At 54.4% G+C, this 16,693-nt stretch carries 12 protein-coding genes and 2 pseudogenes; 9 read left to right on the top strand and 5 right to left on the bottom strand.

What is annotated here, in order from left to right; all coding sequences use genetic code 11:
- Positions 1-195: 195 nt before the first annotated feature.
- Together DMG62_09710 and DMG62_09715 are read right to left on the bottom strand one after the other, a co-directional pair.
- Positions 196-1,638: a hypothetical protein gene (locus tag DMG62_09710; protein PYY23109.1), complete on the bottom strand. Its 1,443-nt coding sequence runs from the start codon at positions 1,636-1,638 to the stop codon at positions 196-198.
- Between the two features lie 81 nt (positions 1,639-1,719).
- Positions 1,720-2,235, bottom strand: coding sequence for a hypothetical protein (locus DMG62_09715; protein ID PYY23110.1), 516 nt, complete (start codon positions 2,233-2,235; stop codon positions 1,720-1,722).
- Between the two features lie 229 nt (positions 2,236-2,464).
- Here DMG62_09715 and DMG62_09720 point away from each other — a divergent pair, with 229 nt between their 5' ends.
- The 3 genes and pseudogenes from DMG62_09720 to DMG62_09730 all read left to right on the top strand — a co-directional run bounded on the left by DMG62_09720 (position 2,465) and on the right by DMG62_09730 (position 5,366).
- A complete protein-coding gene (locus tag DMG62_09720; protein PYY23111.1) occupies positions 2,465-2,944 on the top strand; it encodes a hypothetical protein in 480 nt (159 codons plus the stop codon).
- Positions 2,945-3,163: 219 nt separating this feature from the next.
- Positions 3,164-5,008, top strand: a pseudogene (locus DMG62_09725) (hypothetical protein).
- Entirely contained in the window at positions 4,899-5,366 is a 468-nt protein-coding gene (locus DMG62_09730) for a hypothetical protein (protein PYY23112.1), read from the top strand. Before DMG62_09725 ends, DMG62_09730 begins: the two are co-directional and overlap by 110 nt.
- On the opposite strand, the gene DMG62_09735 is transcribed toward DMG62_09730, so the two are convergent.
- On the bottom strand, positions 5,255-5,539 hold the full coding sequence (locus DMG62_09735; GenBank protein PYY23113.1) for a GlsB/YeaQ/YmgE family stress response membrane protein: 285 nt from the start codon (positions 5,537-5,539) through the stop codon (positions 5,255-5,257). The two genes, DMG62_09730 and DMG62_09735, sit on opposite strands and share 112 nt — an antisense overlap.
- A 224-nt stretch (positions 5,540-5,763) precedes the next feature.
- On the opposite strand from DMG62_09735, the gene DMG62_09740 reads away from it, so the two are divergent.
- Positions 5,764-7,164 (top strand): alpha-L-fucosidase, encoded by a 1,401-nt coding sequence (locus tag DMG62_09740; GenBank protein ID PYY23114.1) that lies wholly within the window; start codon positions 5,764-5,766, stop codon positions 7,162-7,164.
- 35 nt (positions 7,165-7,199) lie between these two features.
- Positions 7,200-9,179, top strand: coding sequence for an alpha-glucosidase (locus tag DMG62_09745; protein PYY23115.1), 1,980 nt, complete (start codon positions 7,200-7,202; stop codon positions 9,177-9,179).
- A gap of 213 nt (positions 9,180-9,392) precedes the next feature.
- Here DMG62_09745 and DMG62_09750 read toward each other — a convergent pair whose 3' ends face one another.
- Positions 9,393-11,528, bottom strand: a complete 2,136-nt coding sequence (locus tag DMG62_09750) for a S9 family peptidase (GenBank protein ID PYY23116.1) — start codon at positions 11,526-11,528, stop codon at positions 9,393-9,395.
- 87 nt (positions 11,529-11,615) lie between these two features.
- Positions 11,616-13,427 carry a methylmalonyl-CoA mutase gene (locus DMG62_09755; GenBank protein ID PYY23117.1) on the bottom strand — a complete coding sequence of 604 codons (1,812 nt, stop codon included), beginning with the start codon at positions 13,425-13,427 and terminating at the stop codon, positions 11,616-11,618.
- Between the two features lie 714 nt (positions 13,428-14,141).
- Between DMG62_09755 and DMG62_09760 the strand changes: the two genes are divergently transcribed.
- The 4 genes and pseudogenes from DMG62_09760 to DMG62_09775 all read left to right on the top strand — a co-directional run bounded on the left by DMG62_09760 (position 14,142) and on the right by DMG62_09775 (position 16,644).
- Positions 14,142-14,789 carry an RNA polymerase subunit sigma-24 gene (locus tag DMG62_09760; GenBank protein PYY23184.1) on the top strand — a complete coding sequence of 216 codons (648 nt, stop codon included), beginning with the start codon at positions 14,142-14,144 and terminating at the stop codon, positions 14,787-14,789.
- A 20-nt stretch (positions 14,790-14,809) separates the two neighbouring features.
- Positions 14,810-15,037, top strand: a pseudogene (locus tag DMG62_09765) (hypothetical protein).
- 351 nt (positions 15,038-15,388) lie between these two features.
- Entirely contained in the window at positions 15,389-15,934 is a 546-nt protein-coding gene (locus tag DMG62_09770) for a shikimate kinase (protein PYY23118.1), read from the top strand.
- A complete protein-coding gene (locus DMG62_09775; protein ID PYY23119.1) occupies positions 15,931-16,644 on the top strand; it encodes a hypothetical protein in 714 nt (237 codons plus the stop codon). The genes DMG62_09770 and DMG62_09775 overlap by 4 nt, the downstream gene beginning before the upstream one ends.
- Positions 16,645-16,693 lie beyond the last annotated feature (49 nt).

The raw sequence follows: 16,693 nt of genomic DNA on the forward strand, positions 1-16,693 counted from the left end.
GAATTCAGAAATCGGAGTACTGAAGACCATCCAAAGGGCTTAGCTTAATCATTGATTTTCAATCAAGCTGGGATTCCGCCACTATGGCACGAAACGTAGTCCACACGTGAATGACTGAGTCCCTTCAAGTAGGCCAGCCCGAAAGGCTGGCCTTTTTTTTTCTCAAGATGGATGAACTTGGCTTTTGGCTCGGTTTCAGCAGCTACCCAATATGGCACAAGGAGCAGCGACACTCACCGGCAGAGAACTCTGCCAAGACTGCATGGCCTGATACGTATCCAACACACCGAATCCGTATCCGAGCGCCGGAATCGGTTGCGCATGGGACAGAGCGTCTGCAGCTTTGGCCTGGTTAAGCAAGCCAGCATTTGCCGGGGAGAGGCTCGCCATCAAGGCTACAGTTCCGGAAACAAACGGAGCACTGAACGAGGTCCCCCATCCAAGCGCATAACTCTCGTTCGGATAAGTTGTCAGCACAGCCTCGCCTGGCGCGGAAATCCAAACTGGTGGCGTGCCATAATTCGAGAATGAGGATGGGGTCTTGGAGTTCGAGGTCGAGGCCACGTCAATCACGTTTGGCAATCCGGAGGGGTACACAATCGCCATGGAACCGTCGTTGCCTGCGGAGCCGACGCAGATCAGTCCCTTATTAGTGGCATAAGTAACGGCGTTCGCGAGTTCAACCGATGGGCCTGTGAACTCAAAGCTCATGTTGATGACGTTCGCCCGATGGTTTACGGCATAGTAGATCGCGCGCAGAACATCGGATTCGTATCCTTGGCCGCTCGCATTGAATGCCTTGAGAGGCATCAACGACGCGTTCGGAGCCACTAGGTGGACGATTCCGGCGGTCATGGTCCCATGCCCGAAAGCCGAAAAGCCCGATTGATCGACGACGCCAACCGTCGATTGCTGGACCGTGCCTTCCGAAGATTGATTCAGCGTCGCCGATTGTCCATCAACCACCCCAACGGTGGATTGCGTCACATCCGCCATCTCTGAACCGCCGTCTGTGTTCCGTGTAAAGTCGTAGCCGTAAACCAGATGGGGAGCGAGGATTGTATTATTCGGATCGATACCTGTATCAATCAAGGCCACGGCGGTTCCCGAGCCACTGACGCCAAATGCGGACTGGGTGTCTGCAGTGCGAACAATTTGATTGGGAGTTTGTAGCAGATATCCTTCCCAAACAGTTGCGCCGAAATATGGGACGGGCGTCCTGTCACTCGCATACCACGGCCAGCCAGCCACGCGCGCTGGCGGAGTATTTCCCGTCTGATCCGGTTCCGCGCTACTCACGCCACTAGCGGATAGTAATTGAGTGAGAAATAAAGCAGAGCTAACTACTCCGGAACTCTGCACGACGAAAAGCTGACCATCAGGATCACCAATGTTCTGCATCACCTGGCAGCCCAATTGCGAACACGTGAGGCTAATGTCCGATATGCCTTGGAGATCGCGGACGATGAATCGCGCCGGAGACGGAGTTGGTGTTCCGCGGATCAACTGTGTGTCTAGCCGCAACGATCCGGTCACGGCCGCGAACCCAGTGTCCAAGGCGGCAGTGAGTACCAGACAAAAGAACGCGATGTGAAGACTAGTTATTACTGCATTACGATCAATGGCTCTGTCCTTCATGCTTGCAACGTGCCTCCACCTCTTCTGGGGAACAAGAGCCGCAGTGGGATCCAAATAAGTCTGCAGGCTCTAATCTCATCTCTAAGCGTGCTGGGCTATCGAATCTGCACCTGCACTCGTGTCTTGGCTCTTGCTGGAAGAATCAGCACCTGATGGCGCCTCCAAATTCGTGATTGGGAGGTGCACAGGATGTCTGCGGTCCATTGCCAGGCAGAGTCTTAGATCATTCTTCGCAATAAATTCGAGGTGAAATTCACCGTTATCGTTGCTTACCGTATGGGCAATGCTCCGCCCTCGTTCGTGCAGCGCCACTGGAATCCCGGCCATCGGATGTCCGGGCCTGGCGCTATCTAGCATTTGGCCGACAAGCAATACCCGGTCTGAATCGCCGTTCTTGTCGAGCTGGATGTCGACGTAAACCGAACCAATCCTGTATAGCAATTGTCGTCCGCGCACTGCGGAGGCTCTTGCTCCGGGAGGAAGTGCTTGCGCCTTGCTGTCAAACAAGAGTTCGAAGCACTCAGCTGGGTTGGTTTCGGCTTGCCTTCTAATGGCAATGGAGGCTTTTACGCTCAAAACGATCCGGTCGGCAGGCATGGTATTGGGCTCCTGGGCCCCGCGGAGCGCGATGCGGCAGCATACTTCACCACCGCGCGCAGTGGTGCAGGAGAGTTGATGCTGCGTCGGCTTCCCGCGTTGTTCACCTCAATAAGATTTTCAGCCTGTGGTAGCCGTCACACAGCAGTCAACAACCATTAAGCTAAGGATGGATAGCCTATACGCTGAGCTGAGTTCATCGCGATGAGTCGCAATTGAGAACGGATCTTTGGGAGCTGTCAAAAACAACGATCGAGAGCGCGTTATCGTTGATCCCTTAAATCTGCAGTTCAGTTCTTGCTGTTCAGATTTTCAGGATGTATCTTGCTTCTGTACTTGGGTTATGCGTCGCACCCTCACCATAACGCTGCTTTTGGCAATGGAGCTTCCCTTTGCCATGTCCTTCGCGCAGGGCGCTGCGACGGACCCGTTGCCGATTTGCTGCAGGCGGCTGGGTGCGCACCATTGTGCGGCGATGCAGTCAGAACCTCCTGGTTCCGTGCCTATGATCGGTCAGAGGCAGCAGCCCTGCCCCTATCGGGCGTTTATTCTTCAATGGCGAGCAGACGAGTATCATCCGGCTGGGCTTGTACAGAACTTCCAGCAACTGCTCTCCTATCGCCGCGCTCCAGTCCAGGCTGTCATCGATTATGTGGTGAGCGATGCGCGCACTCATCACAAGCGTGGCCCACCTTCTCCTCTCTCCTAGCAACCGAGTTGTGTCGAGTTGTCAGGGCTAAGCCTCGATTGGGGTTGCAGGACCAGAACGAACTGCTTTGCATTCCACCCGTTCGCTCAGTCCTAGGCTGTGATCTCTTGACCTGCAATCTTTTGTTGCCAGAAATGCAGGAGATAGTCATGCTTCGATTCATCCGTCATCTGGCGGAAGTTACCTTGCTTTCGGTCCTAATTGTTCCTGTAACGGTCCATGCTGGAGACGCTGGCCAGCGCGTCGGTGACTGGCCGCGTTCTTGATCCGAGCGGCGCAGTTGTTCCGAACAGCACAGTAAAGGCACTTGCTGTTGCCACCAATCAGATCTATACCGTTCAGGCCGATGAGCAAGGCCGATTCCGAATTCCGTATCTTCCAGTCGGTCAATATCGCATCAGCGCGCAAGCCAGTGGCTTCGCCGAGAGCTCCCGACAGATTCGGCTCACCGTCGGCTCAGCGTTCGACCTGACGTTGCAGCTCGCGCTGGCATCGGCTGCTACCAGCATTGAGGTAACGAGCGAGCCAGCGATGATTGAGGCAAACCGAAGTCAGGTCGGCCAGACAGTCCTGGAACCGGAAATTCAGAATCTACCTCAGGCGTGGCGATCTTCGGAAGGTCAACTTCCTCACCAACGGGACGGCTGAATTATTTGGGGGAGTTTGTCGATAACCTGGTTTTGCAACGGGGAGCACACACACTAAAAACCGGGAGTGATTTTCTTTACAATGACGATACCATCACGTTCCCGCAATCGCTTCGTGGCTCCTACAATTTTTCATCGCTGGCGACCTTTTTCACCGGAACGTATAACTCGCAGGGATATAGCCAGAACTTCGGCACTCCGGTAATTCACCAAAGCAATCCCAATATGGGTTTCTATTTTCAAGATGAATGGAAGGTTCGACCTGCACTGACGCTGAATGTTGGTATCCGGTACGATTTGCAATGGCTGCAAGCGATCAATACCGACACCAACAATCTCACGCCGCGTATCGGCATAGCCTGGTCACCCTTCCCAAATCGAGGCACTGTCGTGCGCGCGAGCTATGGACTGTTCTACGACCGTATCCCATTACGGCCTCTAGCGAACGCATTACTCTCGGCAAACAACACGATCGACCCTGCACAAGCGCGGTTCCTCAGCTTTTCGTTCTCTCCGACGGACGCCGGCGCTCCCGTATTTCCCGCGGTTGCCAGCGCTTCGCCAGGGATCAGCAGACCAAACTTCACGACAATGGATCCCAGTATTCAGAGTCCATATGCGCAGCAGGCCAGCCTGGAAGTTGAGCAGCAGATCTCTTCCATTGGTTCGCTAAGCTTCAGCTATCAGCATGTTCGCGGCATCGATCTCATCGCGGCCATTAATACGAACATCAATCCTGATGGGAGCCGTCCCGATCCGACGCGTGGCAATATCAAGCCCTATAGTTCCACGTTCGACTCGTACTATGACGGACTGGAAGTTTCTTACTTGCGGCGTCCAGCGTCATTGGGTGTCGATGCGGCTGTCGTACACGTTTTCCAAAGCCATCGACAATCTCGGAGAATTCTTTTTCAGTTCGCCGATCAATAACTTAAGCCTGCGCCAGGATCGCAGCCGCTCAGACGATGATCAGCGGCATAGAGTCGTCTTCAATGCCATGTTGAACTCGCCCGCCTCTGCGGCTCATGGCTTCGTCGACCATCTCACTCACGGCTGGAAATTGAATGGAATACTTCAGTACTACTCAGCTCTCCCGTTCAACATAATTACAGGCACAAACACGCGGCAAGCGACTTCACAACGTCCTTGTGCCCCTGGTTTCACACGTGTCGATACAAATCCGTGCACAGAAGCGTTAGCCGGAGCCGTGATTGGTCGCAACGCCGGCATCGGTTTCGATTCTTTCACTCTCAACACTAGAGTGAGCCGAGAGTTCGCGCTCACTGACCGCGTGAAGCTGGAAGGCATTGCGCAGGCATTCAACACTCTCAATCACCGCAACCAATTGCGACTTGGGGAACTGGGGCTTATCCGACAAGTCCAAATGCCAAAGCGAGCTGCGCATTCCAGTCAGTAAGGAACGCGTGATTATTCGGAAAGAAGCCGTGATCTCAGAGATCGTGAAGGTTCGGCGTCGAAAAATCGGAGAGTCACAGCGAATTTCCCAAACTGGTCAAGCACGAGGAGCTGCGAATTCAACAGCAAGGAAATGCGCACATCTCCAGCGAGAATCGCCCAGCAAGCGAGGAAGAAAATGCAGCCTGAGTAAGCCAGAGCCCCGCTCAACGAGCGGGGCTCTCGCCCGAGGCAAGAGGAAAGTGCATCAAGCCACCTTGCGAAGCCCGCCGCTTCCGCTCGGTCGTCCACTTCCCGTCACAAGACGGAACACCCAAGTCAAAATGACGGCGCCGAGGATCGCAACGAGTATGGTATAAAGCATGCCACCTTGGCCTGAAAAGCCGAGAGCGCGCATGATCCAGCCGCCCACAACTGCACCAACAATACCAATAACGATGTCCATTAGAGGACCATATCCTGAGCCGCGCATAATCTTTCCAGTCGCCCAGCCAGCGATCAACCCGACGATGATCCACCAGAGCAAATGCATAGAACCCTCCTAAATTTGGCGTATGCAGGGTCGGATACGCGCCGCGCGGCTGTTGGTTTGCCAAGCTCCAGCTAATTTCGAGCGTTGCTGTCCAGCAGGTCCTTCGGACAACTCGCATGTCGATATGCTTGGAGGAATGGCTGCGTCTAATCTGCAAAGCGCGAGATCGCTGCTTCTTGCCTAATGAAATGTGCTCTCAGCTCGTCTTGTTAAGATGGGCAGCCATGAAACGTTATCTCCTTCTCCTGGTCGCTTTCTCGCTGCTTGCCGGTCGCACTAGTGCAGTTTCGGCGCAAATCGGCGCGCCTGATCCCGACTCGCCCGAGGCGAAGCAGGCGCGACTTGCCTGGTTCAAAGAGGCCAAGTACGGCCTCTTCATTCATTGGGGACTCTACGCCATTCCCGGTGGCGAGTGGAAAGGGAAACAGATTCCCGGATTGGGAGAATGGATTATGAACCGCGCTCACATTCCGGTGAAGGAGTATGAACAACTGGCAAAGCAGTGGAATCCAGTGAAGTTCGACGCAGATGCATGGGTGCAGCTCGCCCAGGATGCGGGCATGAAGTACATCGTGATTACCTCGAAGCACCACGATGGTTTTGCCATGTTTGATTCCAAGGTCAGCCGCTACAACGTTGTGGCCGCAACGCCCTTCCATCGCGACATCCTTAAAGAGCTCGCTACAGCCTGCCAAAAGCGTGGAATGCCGCTCGGCTTCTATTACTCGCAATCGCAAGACTGGCATGAGCCAGGCGGTGCGGGCAATGACTGGGATTTCGGTGCCGATCAGGGACCCGATAAGAAGGAGCTCAAGGATTACGACGGATATCTTCGCGGCAAGGCCGAGCCACAGGTGCGCGAGCTACTCACCAACTACGGTTCGGTCGCGCTCATTTGGTTCGATACACCGCGCATGATGACCCCCGAGCGCGCACAACGTTTTGCCGGGATTCTACGGACTACCCAACCAAAGACATTGATCGATGGTCGCCTTGGCGCGGCCGGAGACTATGTATCGACGGGCGATAACGTGATTCCGTCAGGCGTGCAGTCTGAATATTGGGAAGTTCCTGCCACTACAAATCACACTTGGGGATTTCGCAAAGACGACCAGGACTGGAAGTCTCCCGGCGAGATCACTTTCAAACTCATCGACATCATCAGCAAGGGTGGCAACTATCTTCTCAATGTCGGGCCGATGGCCAACGGAGTGATTCCACAAGCGAGCCAAGACAATCTGCGCACTGTGGGGCGCTGGCTGAAGCTCAATGGCGAGGCGGTGTACGGGGCGGGACCATCTCCGTGGGGCGACGAAGTGGGCGAGCCCAGTAGTCGCGGGACTAAAGACCTGCGCGGCCAAGCACTCGTGCTTGCGCACAATGAATGGCGGGCAACTACGAAGCCGGGAAAAGTGTACTTCACCTTCTTTCAGGAGCCGCGCGTTCCCTTTGAACTCCCTCCAATGAAGAACACGATCAAGCGAGCCTATCAGCTCGCCGATGGCAAACCGGTTGAGATCAAGGAAGAAGGTGGCAAACGACAACTCGTTCTGGCCCGTCCCATTTCGGACCCGATGGCGACGGTGGTTGTTGTTGAAGTCGAAGGTAATGCTGTGGAACCGTGATTAGGGATGACTATAGCTGCGAGGGACCAATACCAATGAGCATTTGCCGAAGCGCTGCGGAGTTTCTAGCCAGATCTGCAATTTTATTCCCGGTATTCGCATTATGGTTTTCTGCATCCACGGCGGCACAAACAAGTTTCGAATTGCGTTCGCCGGACAATCGTATCCAAGTCAGAATCCGCGCTAGCGCTGCAATCCAGTACGACGTGCTTCTAGGTGGCAGAACTCTGCTTGAGAACAGCACGTTTTCTCTCGACATCGACCACAAAAAGCTGGGTCCGCAACCCAAGGTGATTGATTTGAAGGAGCGCGCCTCCGATCAGGTAATCAAGCCGGCAGTCCGCCAGAAATTTGCGCAGATTCGCGAGAACTACAAAGAGCTGCATCTCAGCATGTCGGGCGAATATGCCGTCGTCTTCCGTGCCTATAACGAAGGAGTCGCCTATCGGCTGGAGACTTCGTTGCCAACACGGCAAGTGAGGATCTACGGCGAGAAGGACAACTGGAATTTCCCTGCGAATTTCATCGTGTATTATCCGCAGGAAGACAGCTTCTTTTCCCATAACGAACGAAAATACCTGCCAGACTTTCTGAGTGGAATCAGTCCTGCTTCGTTAGCGACGCTGCCGGCTGTGGTTGATGAAGGAGGCACAAAAATCGCGATCGCCGAGTCCGACGTCGAGGATTATCCCGGAATGTGGTTGCGCGGCACGAATGGAAACGGGCTGGCTGCAGCTTTCCCTCCCTATCCGCTGAAGGAAAAGCTGGAAGGCGACCGCGACGTCAAGGTGGTCGAGAGTGCTGACTACATCGCCGTCACTTCGGGTACACGAACTTTCCCGTGGCGAGTGATTGGCATCGCGGAAAAAGACGGCGATTTGCTCACGAACCAACTGGTGTGGCTGCTCGAGAAGCCATCGCAACTGCAGGACACCTCATGGATCAAACCCGGGAAAGTTTCATGGGACTGGTGGAATGCCAACAACATCGCTGGTGTCGACTTCAAATCGGGAATCAATACCAAGACTTACAAGTACTACATCGACTTCGCGGCGAAGTACAAGATTCCCTATGTAATCCTCGACGAGGGCTGGTACAAGCTGGGTAACGTGCTCTCTGTGGTTCCCGAAATCGACATGGAGGAAGTGACTGCCTACGCGAAACAGAAGAATGTAGGCGTCATTCTCTGGGTTGTGTGGAAGACACTAGACGATCAACTCATTCCCGCGCTCGATCAGTACGAGAAATGGGGGATTAAGGGCATCAAAGTAGATTTCATGCAGCGCAGCGATCAGCTCGTGATGAACTTTTATCGCAAAGTATGTATCGAAAGCGCCAAGAGGAAGATGCTAGTGGATTTCCATGGAGACCAAAAGCCTGCTTCGATGACGCGCACCTGGCCCAACCTGATCAATGCGGAAGGAGTGCGCGGGCTGGAGTGGAGCAAGTGGAGCGCCGAAGCGGAGCCGGAGCACAACGTCACGTTGCCCTTCACGCGTATGTTTCTTGGCCCCATGGACTACACGCCAGGAGCCATGCGCAACGCGTCGAAGGCGAGTTTTGCTCCAATCTTTGCGCAGCCGATGTCGTTGGGTACGCGCTGCCATCAGCTCGCAATGTATGTCGTGTATGAGGGCCCCCTACAGATGCTGGCAGATAGTCCCACGAGCTACCTGCGTGAGCCTGAAGCGATGCAATTTCTTGCTGCAGTCCCAACTGAGTGGGACGAGACCAGAGTGCTCGACGCAAAAATCGCGGATTACGTCGTCGTGGCCCGAAGGAATGGACAGGATTGGTACATCGGCGCAATGACAGATTGGACTCCTCGCAGCTTGGACATTGATTTGTCTTTCCTGCCTGAAGGAAGTTTCACGATGGACGCGTACCAGGATGGAGTGAACGCCGACAAGCTTGCCAGCGACTACAAGAAGACGACCACTCAAGTAGGGAAGGGAAGCAAGCTTACCATCAAGTTAGCACCAGGCGGTGGATGGACGGCGAGAATCCATCCCTGAGAGTGTTAGGAAGGGCATCGGCTTCATTGCCGCTAACTTACGCGCTTCGGGCCGCCCTCGGCCGAGCACGTTATCGAACTTCGTGACTGTTTGCTCGGGCGATTTCTTGATTTGAATTGGATTGCGGAATTACTCACTCACGACGTTTCCACGTGCCCGGCCGAGGGCGGCCGGAAGCACGTAACCTTAATGGACCGGACCTATGTCCTCTCTCTACTTCCCAGTCGTTTCGTTCCACAAGAAAGCCAACTCATCTGCCGTGTCGTTAACCAGCTGCTGAATCGATATTCCCGAGCTGTGCCCCGCTTTAGTCTCGTAGTGCAGCAACACTGGACGATCGCTTCCATCTTCCGCTTGCAGCAGGGCCGTCATTTTGCGAGCGTGCAGCGGAGCGACACGTGTATCTGAATCGCCAGTGTTCAGCATGATCGCCGGATATTTCGTCCCCGCCTTCACGTTCTGATACGGCGAGTACTTGATCAGATACGCATACTGGTGAGGTTCTTCCGCCGATCCGTATTCCGAAGTCCACCAGCGCCCGACGAGGAACTTGTGGAAGCGAATCATGTCGAGCAGGGGATATCCGACCCAGATCGCACCAAACAGATTCGGACGTTGCGTGAGCGCGGCACCCATCAGTAAACCGCCGTTGGAGCGTCCACGAATAGCCAGCCGCGCAGGCGAGGTGTACTTGTTCGCAATAAGGTATTCTGCAGCCGAGAAGAAATCCTCAAAGACGTTCTGCTTCTTCTCGAACATGCCGGCTTTGTGCCAGGCTTCGCCGTACTCGCCTCCGCCGCGCAAATTAGGTTGAGCATAGAATCCGCCTTGCTCCATCCACCACGCATACTCGGGATTCCAATGCGCGGTCTGCGAAAGTAGGAACCCCCCGTAGGCATACATCAGCGTAGGCACGCTTCCATCCTGCTTCAGTCCCTTTTTGGAAGAGATGAACATCGGCACGCGTGTGCCGTCTCTCGAGTTGTAGAAGACCTGCTTTACTTCGTAGGCCTCGGAGTTGAATGGGACCTTGGGTTTCGCGAAGACTTCGACTTTTCCTGTGGACACGTCGTAGTGATAGACAGCCGGAGGAATATTGAATGAGTCAAAGGTGTAAAACCCGTGCCTGGAATCCTCGCGCCCAAAGACGTCACTGGCAGAGCCCAAATCGCGGTACTGAATGGTGCCCGTTTGTTTGCCATCGAGGGTAAAGATGCGCGTCTGAGTGACGACATCGTGCAGACCAGTCACGAACAACTTCCCGCCGACAATTGAGATTCCCGAAATAGTATCTTTGCTTTCGGGAACAATGACCTGCCACTTGTCCGGAGCCGGATCCTTCATGCTGATCTTCACGACGCGATAGTTCTCCGCCTCATAGTCGGTCAGCACATAAAGGTCATCTTCATAGTTCACCGGCGTGAAACGACTATCGATGCCATGGATGACTTCCCGCAGTTCGGAATCCGCCTTTCGCAGATCCTTAGCGTAGATGTCAACCCGCTTAGCGGGGACGCCGTGTCCGACGGCGATGAGTAGGTAGCGGCCATTTTCTGTGATCTCGGGAGAGATCAACTCCATTTGTCCGAATTTTTCTCCTTTATATTCCTTGCCGAAGACAAGTTCATCCGACTCTAACGGGGTGCCTACCTTGTGGTAGTACACGATCGTGCCGGTAGGTTCGTACTTGGCGTAGTACAGTCCCTCCTTATCCGGCGCCAGGCTTACGCCGCTGTAGCGGGCGCGCGGAAGCACATCGGCAAGGTCTTTGCGACTGCTTACATGCATCAGGTGGACGGTTTGTTCGTCAGCCCCGCCTTCACGCACTCCGTAGACGAGGAGCGAACCATCTTTAGAAACGTCGCTAATGTGAACTGACGTATTCTGATCGGCGCTCAGCTTCGTCGCATCAATCAGCCGCTCGTCACTGCCGTGCAGACCTTTGCGAATGTAAATCGACGCCTGATTCTCGTCGGGTAGACGCTTGTTATAGAAATAGGTGTCGTTGCGCTCAGTTGGAATTCCGATCGTCTCGATGTGCTCCAATTCCGTGAGACGGTTAACGATCTCCGGCCTGATCTTCACCTGCGACAAATATTGCTGCGTATAGCGCGTCTGAGCGACGATCCACGCCCGCGTCTCTGGGCTGTTCTGATCCTCGAGCCAGCGATACGGATCGGTGAGAGAGTGTCCCGAAACGGTATCGGTTATGGGCTTGGCTTCTGTCGGCGGCGGAGGCGGGAGGATGATTCCGTTTCGTCCATGAACTTCTTTTTTCTGTGGGAGGTCAGCTGCCGTAGCAGCGAAGCAGGAAAGAAGCGCGAAGACAAAGACCGACCGGATTTTCATGAGCAAAGTTTTACGGCAGGGAACAGCTAATAGGCAAGAGACCATAAGAAATAAGTCAGCTTTCGACTATTGCCTATTGCAAGCTTCCTACGTGACGCTCACTTCCTCGTAAGTGCCGTATACTTCGCGCAGCGCATTGCAGATTTCACCCACAGTTGCGTAGGCGCGCACTGCATCGATGATGTACGGCATTGTATTCGCGTCGGACATTCTCCCGTCGGCTTTCACCACAGGATCCTGCGCAGCGGCTTTCTTGAGCGCATCGAGGCTGCGCTTGACTTCTTCGTTTGAGCGACGCGCCTTCAGGGCATCGAGCTTCTTCGTCTGGTGACTCGCTACTTCCCGATGGTCGATGTAGAGGATCTTGGGAGGAGTTTCTTCGATGACAAATTCGTTGGCTCCGACGATGAGCTTCTCCTTATTCTCGACCGCCCGTTGATACTGATAAGCGGCCTCGGCAATTTCTCTTTGCGGATATCCGCGCTCGATAGCCTTCACCATGCCGCCCATCGCGTCGAGTTTGTTGAAGTAGTCAAAAGCTCCTTTCTCCATATCGAGCGTCAGCCTCTCGACGAAGTATGAACCGCCCAGCGGATCGACTGTTTGCGCTACTCCAGATTCATACGCGATCACTTGTTGTGTCCGCAGGGCTATGCGAGCTGCATCTTCCGTGGGAAGCGCAAGCGCCTCGTCGTAACTGTCTGTGTGCAGCGACTGCGTTCCGCCCAGAACAGCAGCGAGAGCCTGGATGGCTGTTCGCGCAATGTTGTTCAGCGGCTGTTGTGCTGTGAGAGATACGCCGGCAGTCTGAGTGTGAAAACGCATCAGCCAGGTGCGCGCATTCTTCGCGTCGAAGCGATCCTTCATGAGCTGGCACCAGATCTTGCGTGAGGCGCGGAATTTTGCGATCTCTTCAAAGAAGTCGTTATGTGAATTAAAGAAGAAGCTTAGTCGAGGTCCGAATTCATCGATGTTCAATCCACGGCGCCGAGCCCATTCAACGTATTCGACTCCGTCGTAAATCGTGAACGCGAGTTCCTGCAGGGCAGTCGATCCAGCCTCACGGATGTGATATCCGCTAATGGAAATCGTGTTGAATTTCGGTGTGAAGTGCGTACCAAACTCGAAGGTGTCGATCACCAGGCGCATGGAAGGAGCGGGCGGATAGATGTATTCCTTCTGCGCGATGTATTCCTTCAGGATGTCGTTTTGAATTGTCCCCGAAACTTTCTTCCAATCGGCGCCTTGCTTCTCCGCGACCACGAGATACATTGCCCACAATACCGAGGCAGGCGAATTGATGGTCATCGAGACCGTGGTCTTCTCGAGATCGATGCCGTTGAAGAGGATCTCCATATCCTCAAGCGAATCGATGGCGACGCCGCATTTGCCAACTTCGCCTTCGCTCTCCACCGCATCGGAATCGAATCCCATGAGCGTAGGCAGATCGAAGGCGACAGAGAGTCCGCCGCCTCCGTGAGAAAGTAGGTATTTGTAGCGCTGATTCGTCTCCTCTGGCGACGCGAAGCCGGAGAATTGGCGCATCGTCCAGAGCTTGCCGCGATAGCCAGAGGCGTGGATTCCGCGTGTATACGGCGAATGTCCAGGAAAGCCTAAATATTTTTCCGCACTCCAATCTTCAGGCAAATCAGCCTGCGTGTAGAGTCGCCGCACCGGCATTCCCGAAATGGTTGTAAAGCGGGCATCGCCGTTTCCCTCGAGATTGACTCCAGAGCGCGCGCCGATCGGCTGCTCTGGAGCCTTCTCCAGCGCAGGCAGCAGCGTTTTCTCTGCCCATTCCTTCTCTGCAGGCGAGGGGTGGCGTCCTTCGAATGTGTCGCAGATAGGACTTTCGGCCAGAATTCGAGGGCCGCTCTTGCTGTTCTTCTCAGCGCACATGAGTTCCTGATGCCTGCCTATTCCGGGCGTTTACGACATGGTAGAAGCCGAACGATCCATCATAAAGATGCCGAAGGGGCAGAGCAATGAAGGACGTTGACGTTTGGCGAGTGATCCCTGCTAATCGTTCATCCATCGGATCGCGTTGGTTTAGTCCCGGTTCACCAGAACCGGAAGAGCGTTAACATTCCCACAGCTACAAAAAGGAGGAGCAGTATTACTCCGATAATCAGCATCAGCAGGGCCCGCCTCTCTTGGCCTTCTTTCGGAATCGAAATGCCCAAGAAAGAGACGAACATCCAGAAGAGCGAACGATGAGGATCAGACTGCGACAGTTTTCTCTGACTCCGGACTGCGGGTGACCCGTTCCACTACTTTGACTATAACAAGGTGCCACCGTCTGCGCCTTGCAGGCGCCAGTAAGCCGCGAGAGAGAACCCGTTTTGAATTTCTGAGATCCCTGAGGAATGCTGATAAGTGTTTTCGAGCTGACGGAAATGCATGGAAGCTCCCTATTATCGCGACGTTGGATCGAATCTTTGCGAATCCATGTTATTTCCCTGCCTCTGCGCAGAACTTGCCAATTTCGGGCAGAATCTGAGGATATGGCAACCGAGGTCTGGAAATTTCCACAGGTATCTTCAATCGTTGCAAGCTGATACAACAGGCAGCAGCTCCGGCGCATCGAAGATTTGGAGGGCAGATTCCATCACAGTGCCAACAGCACCGCTAAAGGAAAAAGCAGCCCAGCAGCCAAGAGCATCGGGCAAGAGGGCCTCAGCTTCCGGATTCAGCGAAGCTGAAGCCATCGAGCAGGCAAAAGGTGGAGACGCTTACGCCTTTGAGCAGCTCTATGGACTGCACAAGCGCCGCGTGTATTCTCTGTGTCTCAGAATGACGGGAAATACCGCCGAAGCTGAGGATCTCACGCAAGAGGCGTTCCTTCAGCTTTACCGCAAAATTGCCACATTTCGCGGTGAATCGGCATTCTCCACCTGGTTGCATCGGCTCTCGGTGAACGTTGTGCTGATGCACCTGCGAAAGAAAGGGTTACCCGAAGTTTCGTTGGAAGAGACGCTGGAGCCGCAGCAGGAAGACGGTCCCAAAAAGGATATTGGCGCTCGCGACAACGTGCTCGCCGGCTCGATTGACCGTGTCAATCTGGAGCGCGCAATCGAGAATCTGCCACCGGGGTATCGCATCATTTTTGTGCTGCATGACATCGAAGGATATGAGCACAATGAAATCGCGGAGATGATGGGATGTTCCATCGGCAATAGCAAGTCGCAACTGCACAAGGCACGAATGAAACTCCGCGATCTGTTGAAGCAGAGCAAGGCAGAAAAGGCGGTGCGCCGATGAGCGGCGGAGAACGTAAGAAAATGACGTGCGCCGAGTTTCAGGAAGTCCTGCCCTATATTTTCGAGAGCGGCGGCCACGCGACCGAGATGGAGCACCTGAAGAGCTGCCCCATCTGTACCGATCTGGTACAGGATCTGCGTTACATCGCTGATCAGGCGAAGCTGCTTCTGCCTCTTCGTGATCCCAGTCCCAAGGTCTGGGACAACATCCAGGATTCCCTGGAGCGCGAAGGCCTCGTTCGGCCACAAGCTAAGGCGCAAAGCGCCGGAAAAAAAAAAGTAGCTGAAGTAGGCAATCAGGTGATCGAGTCATCGGGTGATCGGGTGAAATAGATTTCTTCTCAGCTTTACAAGATATTTCCAAAATCGCGGCACCGGGCTTCTAGATCCTCTCATTCACTCAAACGCCTCGCAGCTGTTCACTTCCCCCAATCCCCCAATCCGCCGATCCTCCGATTGGATTACGAAGGTGCACCTTCGCAGGTACTCCCGCCGGTTCCCTTTTGTGCTGAACTTCGGTGGTAGAATCCGGCCGAGAAGCGAATAAAAGCTGTGGTCTTCGACGGTTAGCTGAGCTGTGAAAGCTGTGGAACCCTGGCTATGACGAGCGAAGCGGAGTTAGTTGTCCTCGTCGGATTCATGGGAGCCGGCAAGACTACTGTGGGCAGGGAACTCGCTCGGGTGTTGAACTGGTCTTTCTATGATCTTGACGCGCTCATCGAGGGGCGCACCGGTCGGACAGTTCCAGCGCTTTTTGTTGAGCGGGGTGAGTCGGCTTTTCGCAAGTTAGAAGCTCAATTCTTGCGGGAGCTTCTCGAATCGCTCGGAGACGAGCCGGCCGCTATCGCTCTGGGTGGCGGTGCCTTCGTGCAGGAAGCAGTCCGGCAAATTATCCGCGACCATTCCGCCTCTGTGGTGTATCTGGACGTAGGCCTGGAAGAGGCGTTGCGCCGTTGTGCCTCGGCGCCCGGTTATCGTCCGCTTCTGCAGGACGGCGAGCAGATTACTCTTTTGTATGAGGAGCGATTGCCTTTCTATCGTACCGCGCATGTCGCAGTGCGGACAGACGGAAAGACGCCGCTTGCGGTGGCCCAGGAGATTGCTTCGACGTTGCAGTTGAGTCCAGGAAATCAGGAGGCTGAATGAAATTGGCGTTTACTTCATTCGTCATGATGATGACGATCGCGTGCGCATTGGAGGCAAAGGCTCCAAGTTCACAGGTCATCGACTCGGGTAGCTTTGGAGTTTTTGTGAATGGCCGGCGTGTGGCGACCGAGACCTTCAAGATCGAACAGCGATCCGGTGGAAGCACGGCAAAATCTGAACTGAAGGTTGAGGACGGTTCACTCCAGCGTTCTGAAATGGAACTTACCGACCGTGGAGAAATTATCCGCTACGGATGGCAGCAGGACAAACCGACGAAGGCCGAGCTCTCCGTCGTGCCGAAGGACGAGTTTCTGAGCGAAGTCATCAACACGGGCTCAAACCAAAAGTCATTCAATGTGCCGCACCTCATGCCACACTCGACTCCAATTCTCGATGACAACTTCTTCCTGCATCGGGAGATCCTGATTTGGCGTTACCTAGCGATGGGGTGTACTTCGAAGCCGGAGGGATTGAGCTGCAATTCCGCTCCGCTGCAATTTGGCGTATTGATACCTACTCAGCACGCGTCGGAGGTGGTGACGGTTGATTTCAAAGGCAAGGAAAAGATTTCGTTGAAAGGGAAGGATGTAGAATGCACCAGCTTCCGCCTCCACAGTGACGACAGCAACCTGCTCATTTATATGGACGATCAAAAAAAGGTCATAAGAATGGCGGCCTCAGCCTCGGGCTTGGAGGTCGTGCGAGACTAAGAAGAATCGGGTGATCGGGTCATCGGGTGATCGGGTGAAGTAAGATCGC

The sequence above is a fragment of the Acidobacteriota bacterium genome, from assembly GCA_003225175.1.
Taxonomy (GTDB): domain Bacteria; phylum Acidobacteriota; class Terriglobia; order Terriglobales; family Acidobacteriaceae; genus Gp1-AA112.